This is a genomic window from Sphingobacterium sp. 1.A.5, assembly GCF_002734235.1.
Lineage (GTDB): Bacteria > Bacteroidota > Bacteroidia > Sphingobacteriales > Sphingobacteriaceae > Sphingobacterium > Sphingobacterium daejeonense.
Map to the genome: position 1 here is coordinate 1 of NZ_PEBA01000026.1, position 16,779 is coordinate 16,779.

15 protein-coding genes are annotated in these 16,779 nt (G+C 37.3%); 4 read left to right on the forward strand and 11 right to left on the reverse strand.

Annotation, left to right across the window (positions count from 1 at the left end):
- On the forward strand, positions 1-269 hold a 269-nt coding region (locus CRT24_RS12130; protein WP_144034574.1), incomplete at its 5' end, for a transposase.
- A 1,301-nt stretch (positions 270-1,570) separates the two neighbouring features.
- Entirely contained in the window at positions 1,571-3,856 is a 2,286-nt protein-coding gene (gene katG, locus CRT24_RS12135; protein WP_099371510.1) for a catalase/peroxidase HPI, read from the forward strand.
- Between the two features lie 192 nt (positions 3,857-4,048).
- Here katG and CRT24_RS12140 read toward each other — a convergent pair whose 3' ends face one another.
- The 5 genes from CRT24_RS12140 to CRT24_RS12160 form a co-directional block, all read right to left on the reverse strand.
- Positions 4,049-4,432 (reverse strand): DUF1398 domain-containing protein, encoded by a 384-nt coding sequence (locus tag CRT24_RS12140; RefSeq protein ID WP_099371511.1) that lies wholly within the window; start codon positions 4,430-4,432, stop codon positions 4,049-4,051.
- A gap of 113 nt (positions 4,433-4,545) precedes the next feature.
- On the reverse strand, positions 4,546-4,803 hold the full coding sequence (locus CRT24_RS12145) for a hypothetical protein (RefSeq protein WP_099371512.1): 258 nt from the start codon (positions 4,801-4,803) through the stop codon (positions 4,546-4,548).
- A 52-nt stretch (positions 4,804-4,855) separates the two neighbouring features.
- Positions 4,856-6,118 (reverse strand): NADP-dependent isocitrate dehydrogenase, encoded by a 1,263-nt coding sequence (gene icd, locus CRT24_RS12150; RefSeq protein ID WP_099371513.1) that lies wholly within the window; start codon positions 6,116-6,118, stop codon positions 4,856-4,858.
- 21 nt (positions 6,119-6,139) lie between these two features.
- Complete coding sequence (locus tag CRT24_RS12155) at positions 6,140-8,275, reverse strand: cation:proton antiporter (RefSeq protein WP_099371514.1); 2,136 nt, start codon at positions 8,273-8,275, stop codon at positions 6,140-6,142.
- 108 nt (positions 8,276-8,383) lie between these two features.
- Entirely contained in the window at positions 8,384-9,628 is a 1,245-nt protein-coding gene (locus CRT24_RS12160; protein ID WP_306473164.1) for an ABC transporter permease, read from the reverse strand.
- 65 nt (positions 9,629-9,693) lie between these two features.
- Here CRT24_RS12160 and fmt point away from each other — a divergent pair, with 65 nt between their 5' ends.
- A complete protein-coding gene (gene fmt, locus CRT24_RS12165) occupies positions 9,694-10,623 on the forward strand; it encodes a methionyl-tRNA formyltransferase (protein WP_099371516.1) in 930 nt (309 codons plus the stop codon).
- Here the strand turns inward: fmt and CRT24_RS12170 are convergent.
- A complete protein-coding gene (locus tag CRT24_RS12170) occupies positions 10,620-10,826 on the reverse strand; it encodes a helix-turn-helix transcriptional regulator (protein WP_099371530.1) in 207 nt (68 codons plus the stop codon). The genes fmt and CRT24_RS12170 overlap by 4 nt on opposite strands.
- Positions 10,827-11,125: 299 nt before the next feature.
- On the opposite strand from CRT24_RS12170, the gene CRT24_RS12175 reads away from it, so the two are divergent.
- Positions 11,126-11,986 carry an RNA polymerase sigma factor RpoD/SigA gene (locus tag CRT24_RS12175; RefSeq protein WP_093096797.1) on the forward strand — a complete coding sequence of 287 codons (861 nt, stop codon included), beginning with the start codon at positions 11,126-11,128 and terminating at the stop codon, positions 11,984-11,986.
- A 134-nt stretch (positions 11,987-12,120) separates the two neighbouring features.
- Here the strand turns inward: CRT24_RS12175 and CRT24_RS12180 are convergent, their stop codons facing one another.
- The 5 genes from CRT24_RS12180 to CRT24_RS12200 all read right to left on the reverse strand — a co-directional run bounded on the left by CRT24_RS12180 (position 12,121) and on the right by CRT24_RS12200 (position 16,763).
- On the reverse strand, positions 12,121-12,450 hold the full coding sequence (locus CRT24_RS12180; protein ID WP_099367167.1) for a helix-turn-helix domain-containing protein: 330 nt from the start codon (positions 12,448-12,450) through the stop codon (positions 12,121-12,123).
- A gap of 106 nt (positions 12,451-12,556) precedes the next feature.
- The gene (gene murC / locus CRT24_RS12185; protein ID WP_099371517.1) at positions 12,557-13,927 is read right to left on the reverse strand and encodes a UDP-N-acetylmuramate--L-alanine ligase; all 1,371 of its coding nucleotides are present in this window, start codon (positions 13,925-13,927) and stop codon (positions 12,557-12,559) included.
- Positions 13,928-14,770 carry a 50S ribosomal protein L11 methyltransferase gene (gene prmA / locus CRT24_RS12190; RefSeq protein ID WP_099371518.1) on the reverse strand — a complete coding sequence of 281 codons (843 nt, stop codon included), beginning with the start codon at positions 14,768-14,770 and terminating at the stop codon, positions 13,928-13,930.
- 3 nt (positions 14,771-14,773) lie between these two features.
- Positions 14,774-15,541, reverse strand: a complete 768-nt coding sequence (gene tpiA, locus CRT24_RS12195; RefSeq protein WP_099371519.1) for a triose-phosphate isomerase — start codon at positions 15,539-15,541, stop codon at positions 14,774-14,776.
- A gap of 19 nt (positions 15,542-15,560) precedes the next feature.
- Positions 15,561-16,763, reverse strand: coding sequence for a putative sugar nucleotidyl transferase (locus tag CRT24_RS12200; RefSeq protein ID WP_180269127.1), 1,203 nt, complete (start codon positions 16,761-16,763; stop codon positions 15,561-15,563).
- Positions 16,764-16,779 lie beyond the last annotated feature (16 nt).

The window sequence follows — 16,779 nt, forward strand, 5'->3', positions numbered from 1 at the left end:
CAACCAACAAATGCCGGGACAAAAAGGTCGCATTTACCAAACTAGGCCTGTGGCATAATCAGGTTGAGAATGCGGGCATTGCTTCCTTTGAGAGCGTAGCAAGATCCATTGCAGCTCATCATCAATACATTCTCCATTACTTCGACAACAGAAGTACTAATGCATCGGCAGAATCATTCAATGCAAAACTCAAAGCTTTCAGGAGTGTCTTCCGTGGCGTAAGGGACACAACATTCTTCCTGTACAGAGTGATGAAATTGTATGCTTAAAAGTCTTTACCCCCCAAACTTTCGGTATGATCCGGATCAGTTTCAAAACCTGTGGACTATTTAGATGACTATAAAGCGGGATATTATTAAAATCTCAATCATATTTAGTATTTAGCAGTTAGGATTTAGATGACTGTAAAGCGGGATATTTTTAAAATCAATATATCCAAGTCTAATTTTGACAGTCGCTATGCCGTGGTTGTTATCCCCATCTGTTACTGAAATCATTTTTAAAAAATTTAAACATAAAGGGATTATTCAACCAACCCCAGAGATGTGTCACAAATATAGAAATAATTATACGGCGCCATCCAACCCCAGAGGGGTGTCACTATTATAGAAATGATTATACGGCGCCATCAAACCCCGCTAGGGGTGCAACTATTCTAGAAAAAATAAGACCATTGTCATATTCTAGTGGCAGGTGGGGACACCTGCCACGGCGAGAAAACCCCATCGGGGTAAAATGCCGGAGGCATGAAATAACTCTTAAATGCCGTAGGCATGAAATATCTCTTAAATGCCGTAGGCATGTAATATCTATAGAAATGAAAATCACCTCAAATACCAACGCCGTAGGTGTGGCATGTTTGTTAACCCCAGAGGGGTGTAACTATTATAGAAAAGATTATACGGCGCCACACAACCCCGCTAGGGGTGCAACTATTATAGAAAAAATAAGACCATTGTCATATTATAGTGGCAGGTGGGGACACCTGCCACGGCGAGAAAACCCCAGAGGGGTGTCACTATAAATTGCTGGTTATTTAAATGACAATCCACACTTCCGAACAAACTAAAATCCTGCAATGCGCCTAAATAGTTTCCCAAGCTAAAGCTTGAGAATGACAAGGTTTCTTGGGAGGGCTAAAGGGGGAATTGGGCGGGAAATGGTCGCTGCGGCAACCACTTCCCGCCCAATTCCCCCTTCACTAAACGAACGAGCGTGTCATTCCCTCTCCTAAGAGAAGGAAACTATTTAATGAACTATTCACGTCTGTTTTGAATGAGCGAAGATTACATGCCGTCGTGGCTGTTATCCCCATCTACCACTGAATAATTTTCTATGGCCCCCAAAATCTAACTACTAAATACTAACTACTAAATACTTTAAAAAACCCATTTATAATCCATAGATAAAATCTATCTATTCATCCATTCATCTTCAATTTTATTTATCTAACTTTAATTAAATTTAAAGAGGAAAACCAATTATGCCGATTCTCCTTTAAATCTTACGACACTATAGACGTTTAAACATTCAAAAAACAATAATTAATAAAAAATACAAATTCAGAGATATGGAAAATGGAAATGACATCAGCAAATGCCCCTTTCACAATGGCAATGCAAAACAAAATTTAACCGTTGCAGGTGGAGGAACTACAAACTCCGATTGGTGGCCAAAGCGATTAAAAGTTAGCTTATTACGTCAACACTCAAATTTATCAGACCCTATGGGTGATAACTTCAACTATGCTGAAGAGTTTAAAACCCTAGACTTAGAAGCAGTTAAAAGAGACTTACATGCTTTGATGACTGATTCTCAAGATTGGTGGCCTGCTGATTTTGGACATTACGGCGGTTTGTTCATCCGTATGGCTTGGCACTCTGCAGGTACTTACCGTGTAGGCGACGGACGTGGAGGCGCTGGAACGGGACAACAAAGATTTGCACCTTTAAACAGCTGGCCAGACAACGTAAGTCTTGACAAAGCAAGAAGATTATTATGGCCGATAAAACAAAAATATGGTAAAAAACTTTCTTGGGCAGACCTTCTTGTATTAACAGGAAATATCGCCTTAGAATCAATGGGATTTAAAACCATCGGATTTGCAGGTGGACGTGTCGATGCTTTCGAACCTGACGAAGATGTATATTGGGGTTCAGAAGAAACATGGTTAGGTGGTGATATCCGCTATTCCCACGGTGGTTCTGAAGGAATTACAGAAAAAGACCATGGCGTATTGTCTGGAGAAGAAAAGGCGGATGGTGACTATCATTCAAGAGACCTTGAAAACCCGTTGGCCGCAGTACAGATGGGATTGATATACGTAAATCCTGAAGGTCCTGATGGAAACCCCGATCCAATATTAGCAGCAAAAGATATTAGAGACACTTTTGGAAGAATGGCTATGGATGACGAAGAAACTGTAGCATTAATCGCTGGAGGTCACTCTTTTGGAAAAACTCACGGTGCAGGATCAGCAGATCACGTAGATAAAGAACCTGAAGCAGCAGGATTAGAATCCCAAGGTTTAGGCTGGCATAGTACGTATAAATCAGGAGTCGGTGCTGATGCAATTACATCAGGACTTGAAGTAATATGGACAGAAACCCCTACTCAATGGAGCAATAACTTCTTTGAGAACTTATTCAGATACGAATGGGAATTAACCAAAAGTCCAGCTGGAGCCTTCCAATGGGTTGCAAAAGATGCAGATGATGTAATTCCAGATCCATTCGATCCAAACAAAAAACGTAAGCCAACCATGTTGACTACGGATTTGTCCCTAAGATTCGACCCTGCTTATGAGAAAATTTCAAGGAATTTCTTGGAAAACCCAGATGCTTTTGCGGATGCATTTGCTCGTGCATGGTTTAAATTGACACATAGAGATATGGGACCCCGCTCCCGCTATTTAGGTCCAGATGTGCCTGCTGAAGTGTTTATTTGGCAAGACCCTATCCCTGAACTTAATCATGAGGTGGTAAATGATGCTGATGTTGAAAGCCTTAAAGAAAAAGTTCTTAATTCAGGCTTATCAGTTTCAGAATTAGTCTCTACGGCTTGGGCTTCTGCTTCAACATTCCGTGGCTCTGACAAACGTGGTGGAGCAAATGGCGCACGCGTGCGTTTGGCACCACAAAAAGATTGGGAGGTAAACAATCCTAACCAACTTAATAAAGTCTTAGGAGTCCTTGAAAACATCAAAAATGAATTCAATCAAGCACAAGTTGCAGATAAAAAAGTCTCGATTGCAGATCTAATCGTAATTGCAGGTAATGCTGCAATCGAAAAAGCTGCTAAAGATGCTGGTACAACAGTAAAAGTTCCATTCACTGCAGGACGTATGGATGCTTCCCAGGAGGAAACTGATGTTGAGTCTGTAGCATTCTTAGAGCCTATTGCTGATGGATTCAGAAATTACAAGAAAAGAAGATATTCTGCTACTACAGAAGAACTATTAATTGATAAAGCTCAATTATTAACTTTAACAGTTCCAGAATTAACAGTTCTATTGGCAGGAATGCGTGTATTAGATACCAATTACGATGGATCTAAAAACGGTGTCTTCACAAACAGACCAGGTCAATTGACAAATGATTTCTTAGTGAATCTCTTGGACATGAACACCGCTTGGAAAGCTGCATCAGAAGATAAAGAGTTATATATCGGTTCTGACCGCAAAACTGGCCAACCAAAATGGACTGGTACTAGAGCAGATCTAGTATTTGGATCAAACTCTGAACTTAGAGTTGTCGCTGAAATTTACGCTAGTGCAGATGCTCAAGAAAAATTCGTCAATGATTTTGTCAAAGCATGGACTAAAGTAATGAATGCTGATAGGTTTGACGTAAAGTAGTATTGAGATGTGAGATATGAGAAGTGAGATATGAAACGTGGGAATTAATTCTTGCATAATCTACAATCAAAATAAAAATAGAGGAGATTACTCCTCTATTTTTATTTTGCAATTTCTCTATTAAACCAATATTAGTCGAAATCCCTTTTCTCACATCTCATATCTCATATCTCATATCTAATCCCCCATCTCCTAGCCAAGCATTTCTTTTACCACTTCCCTGTCTTCTAAATCAAAATAGGTGCAAGTTTTTAGGTCTAAATCCACTTTCCAATAGCTTATTCCAGTTTCGGCACTCATTTTCAAAAACTCTTCAAACGTTGTTTTTCCTTGTTGATGGGCCAATAATTCATTTTTAAAAATATGAGCATTCACATCTTTAGAAATATTAATTGCTTCGTATTTGTCAGGAGATTCTACTCGGCAATCCTTTCCGAAAAAAATTTCTTTACCATTTGAAACAAAATATTCAAATCCTGTAACACCTAATTCCTGAATTTCTTTAATGTAATTTGGAAAATCAGCTCCTGTTTTCACTTTGGAATGAGCCGCCTCAATTTGTTGAATGTTAAACATATATCTTACTATTTCAAATTATCTTTTATACCGTCATCCCACATCTCATATCTCACATCTCATATCTACTATAAATTTCTAATGTCTTATGTCTAATGTCTAATGTCTATTTCTCACAAAAAAACCAATTTCCAGGCTTTTTGAATTTCATTCTGATCCAGGAATTCTTTAGCCTTTAGCAGCTGATGGGTCATTCTGGTATTTTCATCACCTATAAAAGCATTCAAGAGTTCTTGAATTTCAGGTTCAAATTTGAAAACATCAATTTCCTCATCAGTCGGAAATCGATCAATAGAAGCTAACTTGTCCAGGTCATTTTCATTGAAAATGCCGGAATTGACAATAAAACTAGGTAATTCTGTTATATGCATAAAAAAAGCTGAACCTTGTAAAGTTCAGCTTTTAAATTTCAAATCCAAAGAATTAAATCTTCTCGATTATTTTATCTGCAAATTCAGAAGTTTTCACCAAGGTTGCGTCTTCCATAAGGTTATAGAAGTCAATAGTAACTGTTTTGTCTTTGATGGTTTGTGCTAGCGCATCAACGATCGCATCTGCAGCCTCTTTCCATCCCATATATTCCAACATCATTACACCGCTCAAGATTACAGATGATGGATTCATTGTATTTGTATTGGCAAATCTTGGAGCAGTACCATGCGTTGCTTCAAAGATGGCGTGGCCAGTCTTGAAATTGATATTTGCGCCAGGAGCAATTCCTATACCTCCTACCAAAGCAGCTAAGGCATCAGAAATATAATCTCCATTTAGATTAAGCGTAGCAATAACATCATAATCCTGAGGAGCAAGGAGAATCTGTTGCAAGAAATTATCAGCGATCACGTCCTTTATAATCAATTTACCGGCTTCCTCAGCAGATTTTTGCTCAGCATTCGCGGCATCTTGACCGTCCTTAGCTTTTGTCTGTTCCCACTGGTTCCAAGTATAAACTTGATCGCCAAATTCTTTTTCAGCCAATTCATAACCCCAGTTTTTAAAGGCACCCTCCGTAAACTTCATGATATTGCCTTTATGAACTAATGCTACAGACTTCCTACCTTCTGCAAGAGCAAATTCAATAGCAGCTCGTATTAAACGCTTCGAACCCTCTTCAGAAACAAACTTCAATCCTACACCGGTCGTATTGCTAAAGTTATAATCAACGTTTAGATCATTCTTTAAGAAATCTTGAATGCGTTTCGCTTCAGCACTTCCAGCAGCAAACTCAATACCTGCATAGATATCCTCAGTATTTTCCCTAAATACGACCATGTCAACCCTTTCTGGGTGCTTTACAGGTGAAGGAACACCCTCATACCACTTTGTAGGACGTTGGCAAACATATAAATCCAATTCCTTGCGCAATGCAACATTTAGAGACCTTATACCACCTCCAATCGGAGTGGTCAACGGTCCTTTTATGCCAACTAAATATTCCTTAAAAACATCCAATGTTTCCTCTGGCAACCAACTGCCAGTTTCATTGAAGGCTTTCTCACCAGCTAAAACTTCCTTCCAATTGATCTTTCGCTTGCCATTATATAGTTTTTCTACTGCGGCATCGAATACACGGACAGAAGCATTCCAAATATCAGGACCTATGCCATCTCCAATAATGAAAGGAATAGTAACTTGATCTGGAACATTTAATTTACCGTTTGATTCTATACTTATCTTATCTGACATATGCTAATTTTTAATTATATATTATTTTTCTTTGCTGAACATATTTCCAATCTCACGACTGATTCTTCTAAAGATTGGAGCAGTTTGAACATCTTCGTATTCATCGATATGCTGATCTTCCAACCTCGATGGGAAGATTAAGATCAGGTTTTGGTTTTTGTAGTATTTACCTACTCTCTTCGCCAAGCCATCTAAAGAATCTCTGTAAGAAACATCTCCATATCTTGCTGAAACAAAAACCAATAAGGAATCCGAATTGCTGAAAGTTGCCAATCCGTAAATATTATCCCAATCTTCATATTCTTCAAATGTTACAGGAACACTTGATTTCAGATTGTCAAGCATTAATTCTACGGCCCTATGGCTACGTCTATTACAAACAAATGTAATAGGAAGAGAAAGTTCCGAAGCTAATTTTGTCATTTTCTCCATCCAATAAGCAAAACCTACTTCTGATTCTGCCATCGGAGGAACAAAAATGGTAATCATCTTATTGGCGATAAATGGCTTTTCAATCCTACACATCATTAGCGTAGCATCCGTCCTATTTAATATACTTTCAGTCTTCTCTCCTACAATTTTTTCAACAAAACTAGTTGCACTGGGCCAACCAAGGATTAAACAATCTGCAAAAGCTTCCTTCGAAGCACTGCTAATACCACTCGCAATATTAAAGTCAACCTTGGTCATTAAATCTACTTCGGTTTCCGAACCAGAAGCATATTTCGCCATTTTATCTAAGTTCTGTCTAGCTTCATATAAGTTCCTTTCAGCTTGCTCATCATTGGGAACTACCGAAAGAATATTTAAAGGATGCGGAGATTTCTTCGATTTTACCAATGTTGCAAAATCCAAAATGGCCTCCATATTATTGAGGTTCGCAATAGGAATAATTATCTGTTCCTCATGCTCTTCAACATGTTCAATGTGTTCTGTATGTTGACGGCCTTCCAAAACAATCTTCTTGGACGCATTTTCAGTTACAATAGATGCAATTATACAACTTACTAAAATTAGAATAATCGTTCCGTTCAATACGTTTTCATCGATAATATCATTGTTATAACCAACCATGATTATCGCTAATGTTGCTGCAGCATGTGCATTACTTAAACCAAAGATTAAGTTCCGCTCATTCTTTGAATATTTAAAAGCCCATTGGGTTGCAGTTGCAGCTAAGAACTTACCAACAATTCCAACCAATGTCAGCGCACCAGCAACATAAAAAACAGTCCATCCTGTGCTATTTGTTATGACACCGATATCAACAATCATACCTACGGAAATCAAGAAGAATGGAATGAAAATCGCATTTCCGATAAACTCTATTCGGTTCATCAAGGCTGATGAATGAGGTATTAATTTATTGAGCGCTAAACCCGCAACAAAGGCACCAATAATCGGCTCCAGATTCGCCATTTCTGCCAGGAAAGCCGCAAAGAAAACAACTGTTAACACAAAAATATAATGACCTGTTTTCTCACTTTCAACCTTTTCAAAAAACCATTTCGCAATCTTCGGGATAACACCGAACATAATAAACAAAAAGATGGCAAAGGAAACTCCAAGTGTTATCCAGAATTCATTGGTAATCTCCCCTTGAGAAGCACCTTTAATTACAGCTAAGATAATTAATACAGCAGTATCAGTTAAAATAGTACCACCGATCGTTATGGCCACCGCTTCATTCTTGGATATACCATACCGATTTACAATTGGATACGATACCAAAGTATGCGTAGCAAACATGCTCGCAATTAAAATACTTGTTAATAGACTGTAATCTAAAATATAATAACAAACCGGAAAACCGATGGATATTGGAATGATAAAAGTGAAAAAACCAAACATCAATGATTTATGTTTAGTCTTTTTAAATTCATTCATATCTAGCTCTAAACCAGCTATAAACATAATATAAAGCAAACCAATTGTTGAGAACAAGTCAACTGCTGAATTCTTCTCTAACCAGTTCAACCCATGGGGACCAATAATTATCCCAGAAATAATTAACCCAATAATTCCAGGAACCTTTATAGGTCTCAATAAAATGGGAGATAATAAAATAATAAATAATACTAAGGAAAAAATAAGGACCGGATTGGTCAAAGGTGCCTCAAAAGCGTGAATTAAATGGTCAAAAATTTTATCGCTCATATAATTATTTCTGTAGTTCTATACAATTGAAAACACAGATTGTTTTCCCGTGAAAGATAAGTAAAATTAAGGAAAGTATACTTTACGATAGTTAAAAAGCCAAGAATGTTACTTGAACTGAATAGTTTTAATTGGTGATATTCTTGAAATTAGCATCGATGGAATAAATAGTGTAATCAATGCAATTCCAATCAAGGAAATATTCAGCCAAAGGACGGCTGTCCAAGAAATATCCATAGGAACAAATGGCACATAATAGATACTTGGATCTAGTTTGAAGAAATGGGTATTCGTCTGGAAAAAGTACAGACCGATGGCTATCAAGTTCCCTAAAAGAAGCCCATACCCAATGAGGTATAAAGAATTGTACAAGAAGACAGTTCTGATTTTAGCGTTCCGCATTCCTAATGCCTTCAGCATTCCAATCATGGGAGACCTTTCCAATATAGATATCAATAGAGCAGAAATCATATTGATAACAGCCACTATAACCATAAGGACAAAAATGATGTTGTCATTCATGTCCAACATATTGAGCCAATTGAAAATATCTTGCATCTGCATAACAACATTGGTAGCATAAAGCTCAATGCCTAAAGTGTTATTCAGTTCATCTGTTGATTGAAATAGTTGGTTGAAATCTTTCACCCGCACCTCATAACCTCCTGCCTGATGATCCTCCAAATTATTCAATCGTCGAATCAATGGCAGTGAACCAATTACGTATATCTTATCCAGTTCTTCAGAATTTGTTGTGAATATGCCCCTAACAGTAAATTTTCTTTTCCGAACAGGCTCTTGGATAAAGTACATGATAAAACTCTCTCCTACCTTTAGGTGCAGCCTATTGGCCATTAAAGAAGATATGAGCAATTGATTATCGGCATCCTCCGCTGAAAAATCCAAAGTATCGCCTTCCAATATGGTCTTGGATAAAAAATCTTGATCATAATCCTTGTCAATACCCTTTAGTAACACCCCCTCTACCTCACCTTTGACATTCATGATACCTGCTTTGGTTGCAAAAGGATATACATCTTTTACATTCGGATTTTCTTTGATTTTAGCAAGCTGTTTATCATCTAGAGAGATTGGAGTATTGACATAGGAATCATTACGTTCATTCTTTAGAATAATAATATCGCCAAAAAATCCACGCTGCTTTTCCGTTATCTCATTTTTAAAACCATTGAGAATAGCAACTGCAAGAATTATAGCCATAATAGCCAGCGTCAAAGCCCCTATAGTAACTCGTACTATTAGCTTTGAAAACGTGCGGTTTCCTTCTAATGTAATCCTCTTGGCTAAGAAATATGGAAAATTCAAGCTTAAATTAAATTTGTAACTTCGCAAAGTTAATAAAATTTGTCATCCAACAATGAGGATGTTAAAGCATCCAAATCTTAATATATTTTTATATGCGCATCATATTTATGGGAACTCCAGACTTCGCCGTTGCATCACTAAAGGCATTAATTGAAGCTGGTGAAGAAGTTGTGGCAGTAGTTACCGGACCGGACAAACCTGCAGGTAGAGGCCAGAAATTACACGAATCAGCCGTCAAAAAGTTCGCAGTATCTCAAAATATCCCTGTCTTACAACCCGTTAAATTAAGAGACCCAGAATTCTTGGCCGAACTGAAATCTTTCAATGCAGATTTGCAAGTCGTAGTTGCCTTCAGAATGTTGCCTGAATTGGTGTGGAAAATGCCAGAAAAAGGAACAATCAATGTACATGCTTCTTTATTGCCCAATTACCGCGGTGCAGCACCTATCAACCATGCTATCATCAATGGTGAGAAAAAATCTGGGGTAACCACTTTTTTATTGCAACATGAGATCGATACTGGTAATATATTGTTTTCTACAGAAGTAGAAATATTAGACAATGACAATGCAGGCGATCTACACGACAAATTAATGCTCGCAGGTGCTGAATTATTGATAAGAACTGTAAATGCAATCAAGAAGAACGATATTCATCCTATTCCTCAAGATAGCATCGACACTGAAAACTTAAAACATGCTCCTAAAATCTTTAAGGAAGATTGTCTAATCAATTGGGAAAATGATTCTGTGAAAATATATAACTTAATCAGAGGCTTAAGCCCCTACCCAACTGCTTTCACTCATATAGATGGAAAAGTATTGAAGATTTATGAGTCTGAAATAATTATTGAAAAACATGACCTTAAGCCAGGAACATATATCAGCGACGGCAAAAATGAGCTAAAATTCGCAACAAAAGACGGTTTTCTAAAATTATTAGAAATTCAGATTGAAGGCAAAAAAAGAATGTCAGTAAGTGATTTTCTTAGAGGCTATCGATTGGAAGGAACGACGAACTAGTCTTCAACATACTTAAAAATATCACCAGGCTGACAAGCTAATGCTTTACAGATAGCATCTAATGTACTGATGCGTATAGCCTTAGCTTTTTGGTTCTTGATAATAGACAAATTAGAGAGTGTAATCCCAACTTTGGAACTCAACTCATTCAGAGACATTTTTCTCTGAGACATGATATCATCTAGATGAACAATTATAGGCATAACAAATATATTTTGCACGTGATTATTACATTCTAAAAAACAATCATTCATGCGAATTGTTTTAACTTCAGGAAACGCTAATTGAAATAAGCAAGTTAATTAAGTTAAATGTGTGTTAAATCGTCCATAAACACGCTGACAGATGATATTTTGGAATGATTTTTGATGTTAGTATAACATCACCTCACCGCTTGTAACTAACTCATAATGAGTTAATAATTTACAATTAGATTAGAAAATATTCGTATAAATTTGTTATGTTTGCAAACATTTCAGAAAAGAAAGGTTTATATATTTAGATGAGACAGCTCAAAATTACACAATCCATCACCAACCGTGAGTCGCAGTCCCTTGACAAGTACTTGCATGAAATCGGTAAGGTAGATTTAATTTCAGCAGAAGAAGAGGTTATTCTAGCCCAAAGAATTCGTGAAGGTGATCAGGTTGCATTAGAGAAATTAACTAAAACCAACTTACGTTTCGTTGTATCCGTTGCAAAACAATACCAGAATCAAGGATTGACCCTAGGGGACTTGATTAACGAAGGAAACTTAGGCTTAATAAAAGCAGCAAAACGTTTCGATGAAACTAAAGGGTTTAAGTTTATATCTTATGCGGTATGGTGGATTCGTCAATCAATTTTGCAAGCAATTGCTGAGCAATCTCGTATCGTTCGTTTACCATTAAACCAAGTAGGATCTCTAAGTAAGATCAGCAAAGCCTTTTCTAAATTGGAGCAGGAATATGAACGTGAGCCATCACCAGAGGAATTAGCTGATATCTTGGAAACAACTGTTGACAAAGTATCGGATACATTAAGTAATTCTGGACGCCATGTTTCTATGGATGCACCATTTGTACAAGGTGAAGAAAATACATTATTGGATGTATTGGAAAACAGCGACCCAGACACCGACAGTTCGTTGATCGACGAATCATTGTCTGAAGAAATCAAAAGATCGTTGGCTACTTTAACAGAGCGCGAAAGAGAAATTATCGTATTGTTCTTCGGATTAGGTTCTAATCACCAATTGTCTCTGGAAGAGATTGGAGAGAAATTCAGCTTGACTAGAGAGCGTGTGCGTCAAATCAAAGACAAAGCGCTACAACGCTTGAGACATACCTCTAGAAGCAAAATCCTCAAGTCATACTTGGGATAAAAAAGATTTTATGATTTAACTATATCTATGCGCAAGGAAACTTGCGCATTTTTTTTTGCTTATAAATATTTCATTAGAGAAAAAAATAGCCCTGCAGTTTTCATGCAAGGCTTTTTCTTTTAGAAACAATCCTATTATTTCTTATGCAATTGCTCGTATAGATCAATTACTTTCTTCTGTAAGTCGATAACTTCTACTTCACGTGATTGAAGACGCTTTTGAAGCTCGTTTACTTCATTCTGGATTTGTTTATCTTCCTCAGGATCTGAAGTCGATAATAATTGTACTAATGATAAACCAAACAGTTTAGAAATTTGGTTCAATCTCGATAAATTAACATCAGTAATGCCTGTTTCAATTTTAGAAAATGCTGGAATAGAGATATCTAGCCTTTTAGCTACATCCTCCTGACTCCATCCTTTCTGATGTCTAAGTAATCTGATTTTTTTTCCTAATGCATTCATGGGTAAAATGTAAAATATTTATTTATTAAGTAATTATCAAATTTAAACAAATAAAGTAAATTTCAAAATCCCCATATTAAAAATTTAAAAAAAAATAGAAAGAATGTTAAAAATTTCTCAAAAATTTATCTGCAAAACTAGACATATTTACCCCATTGTAGTTGTTTGAACTCATAAATAGCAAATTATAACCATTTGATTTAAAAGTTTCCAAAAAATCCTCCAAATCTGTCATCTGAGTGATAACATGGAAAGATGGATGGTTAAAAGCCTCAGTTAATCGCCATATTAGGTTATCTAAAGCAATATTTTTTTCCTTGATAAGCGAAGTATTAACAAAAACGACAGCAAAATCTGATTCATTCATCGAATTTGCGTATTCCGTAATAAACTCTGAGTCAATACTATCATAAGCATTCAACTCAATGACAGTCACTAGTGCCTGATTCGGAAATTGCTCCTTTACAGCATGGATACTCGATCTCAACTTACTAGGCGTATGCGCAAAGTCCTGATAAACAACACTCCCATTCTGGCTCGCCACAAATTCCAAATACCGGATCGAACTCTTGAAATCCTGAATAGCATGGTAAAACTCATCACGCTTCACCCCTAACCACTCGCACACCGTAAATGCACCAGCAATATTGGATAAATTATGCTTGCCAAAAATCTTTAAAGGAATATTCTCTTCGCCAACGTGAATATAAGTCACACCCTTGTTAATTGTATATTCAGGAAGCTTATAACCATGTCGGTTGATTTTAATGTCCATGGTGCGCTCTACAACCTCTCTAGTGTTCTTATCATCCTTATTATAGATAAGGGTACCCTTGGGAACAATCGTACGGATAAAGTCCTCAAATTGCTTGAAGTAATCATCTTCACTGATTACAGTCTTGAAATGATCCCACTCAACACCACTGATAAGCGCAATATTTGGTTTGTACTTGAGAAACTTGGACTGTTTGTTAACTGCTGAAGCATAATATTCATCCCCTTCAATAATCATCAGGTTATTTTCAGGGTTAAGTTGAAGCAACTTATCGAATCCTTCTAATTGAGCCCCAACTAAATAATCGAAATTTCGTCCCAATTTTTTCAGGACATGCATGATCATACTCGTAATGGTTGTCTTACCATAGGTCCCAGCAATAACAACACGAGTCTTTTCGGCACTTTGCTCATAGACAAACTCAGGAAAGGAATAAATCTTTATTCCTAATTCCTTCGCTTTTTGAAGTTCAGGATTGTGTTCATCCGCATGCATACCAAGGATAACAACATCAATGTCATCCGTGATTTTCTCCGGAAACCATCCCAATTCCTTGGGCATTAATCCAGCATCTTGGAGGTGAGATTTGGAAGGTTCTACAATCTGATCGTCAGAACCACTCACTTGATGCCCTTGTTCAGCTAAATTAATAGCTAAATTATGCATGATACTTCCACCTATGGCTATAAAATGTATGCGCATTTAGTTGGCTTTTATAAATTTAGCTGCACACCACGTGTCCAGTACTTTTTTCTCGACAAATTGAAACCCCAAGGTCTCAGCTTTTTCTCTCAGAATCTCCAAGTCTTCACCATCATAGAATCCAGATATATATAATTCACCAGCATCTGGCAAATCTGAGGCATATACATCAAACTGATCCAACAAGATATTCCTATTGATATTTGCTAGAACCATATCAAATCGAAGACCTACTATTACTTCTTTGGATCCCAACTTTGCTTCAATATTGGAAACTTGGTTGAGTTCCTTATTTTCATTTACACTCTCAACACAGATCGGATCAAAATCAACGGCCAAGATGTCCTTAGCACCTCGCTTTGAAGCTAAGATGGCCAAAATACCTGTCCCGCAACCCATATCCAAAACCTGCTTGCCTTCAAAATTATTTTCTAAAATAAAAGAAAGCATCATTGAAGTGGTTTGGTGATGGCCTGTACCAAATGACATTTTTGGATCGATGATAATCTGATATGGATATTCAGGCTTGTCCTCGTGAAAAGTAGCACGAACATAACATTGGTCATCAACCAAAATTGGGCTAAAGTTGCTTTCCCAAACTTGATTCCAGTTCTTGTTTTCCAATTCCTCTACTTGATAGGAAATGTCATAACCAACCGCTTCCGTAGCCAAAACTGTTTCCAAAGCCTGGATGTCCAAGTTGGATGATGGCACATAGGCAACAAAACCTTGGCCTTGATCCTCAAAAGTATCAAAACCAAGGTTAGCCAATTCAGCTATTAGCAAATCCTTTTGCCATTCCTCAATTGTTGAGGACGTAAAAGTAACTGCTGTATACTTCATATTTTAAGCGTTAAAAACGTTAATAATTTGCAAGAAATCACGTGACTTCAATGAAGCGCCTCCGATTAAGCCACCATCAATGTCAGGTTGCGAAAAAAGACTCTGCGCATTTGAAGGATTTGCACTACCTCCATATAAAATACTCGTGTTGTCAGCAACTTCTTGTCCGTATTGATCAGCCAATGTCTGACGGATAAACGCATGTACTTCCTGTGCCTGCTCCGGAGATGCTGTCAAACCTGTACCAATTGCCCATACTGGCTCATAAGCCAACACAATATTTCCAAATGCAGTAGCATCTAAATGAAACAGTGCTTTGCTCAATTGGTTCTTTATAACATCAAAATAAGATCCTGCTTCACGCTCACTTTGAGTTTCTCCAATACAGAAGATAGGCTTAAGACCATGTTTTAAAGCCGCATCAACTTTCTCAGCCAATAACTCATCTGTTTCACCAAAATAAGCACGACGCTCTGAATGCCCTAAAATCACATATTCAGCACCTGTTGATTTAACCTGAGAAGCTGAAATTTCACCTGTATAAGCTCCAGATTCATGTTGATTGATGGTCTGAGCTCCAATGGATACATTATTAGTATGTGCACTTAACTTTGAAATCGCCGCCAAATGGATAAATGGACTGCAAACAACGATTTCCTGATTACCGATAACCTCATCTTTAACCATGTTTACAATCTCGGAAAATAAGCTAATTCCTTGCTCATAGTCCATATTCATTTTCCAGTTTCCAGCTACTATATTTTTACGCATAGTTATTTATATTATATGTTTAAGATTGATTGTTCTCCTGTAGGTATTTGACCTCCTCAAATATATGTTTAAAGATAGGGAAGTTCATCTGCAGTTCTTTCACACCCGTTACCTTCTCCCTACGCTCCATCATTTCTATAAATTTTTCAAAAGTATATGTTTCAGTTCCAGCGTCCGTTTTCCAGCTGAAATCTGCCACAAATTTGGGAATAAATTTTGAAATTGCAACCTGTGAGCCTACACCAATTACACAACCTGTTGTAAATGATGAATTAATCCCACTCATCGCGTAATCCCCCATAAACAAACCGCATTTGATTTCATCTGTTTGACGAAAACTAAGATCCTCATAATCAAACAACCGAACAGATTTCCAATTGTTTTTCAAATTTGAATTTGAACTACCAGCTCCAATATTACAGCCCTCGCCAATGACCGAACAGCCCAAATAGCCCTCATGCCCTTTTGCACTATTCCCCCAAATAACCGTATTATTTACCTCTCCACAAACAGTACTGCCCGGACCAATGCTTGTGTTGGGATACAATCGAGCACCAGTCTTGACCCTTGCACCATCTCCTATTGCAACATAACCTTTTAAATAACTGCCTTCTTCAATCTTACAACCTTTACCAATATAAATAGGCCCCTCCAGACTATTCAAACTAACACCCTCAACCTGAGCGCCCTCTTCAACAAATATCCAGCTGCCATAAACAGCATTACTAGAACTTATTGAGGCTGTATTTCTTCCCGCTGTCAATAGGTTATAATCAAACAACAATTGAGACTTATTCTGCAAAAAGATATCTTCAAGAAAATTGAGGTATTGAATGTTGCAGGAGGTTTTGATTGGATTATAGCGAAGATGAAGATTTTGATAGTCGATCTTTCCTTCTGTTGATCGTATCGCCACCCAAGAATTATCATCTAAAAGCACTTCGCCAGGATTTAAAGACTTCAGTTCAACAATCAAATCATCCGATGGCAAAACATTGCTACGTATAATTAAGAAATCCTGGTTGCCAAAATCTGAAAAAGGAAATTTGTCGCTGAGGTAGTCAACTGTATCAAAAGTAACTGGTGCCTCAAAAATACGGCCCCATTTATCATCTAGTGTACAAATACCGGTTCTGATATTACCAATTGGACGAGTCGCGGCAAAGGGAAATAGACGCCTGCGCCAATGTGCGTTATCAAATAATACGATGGTTAGCGACATGAAATAAAAGTACATA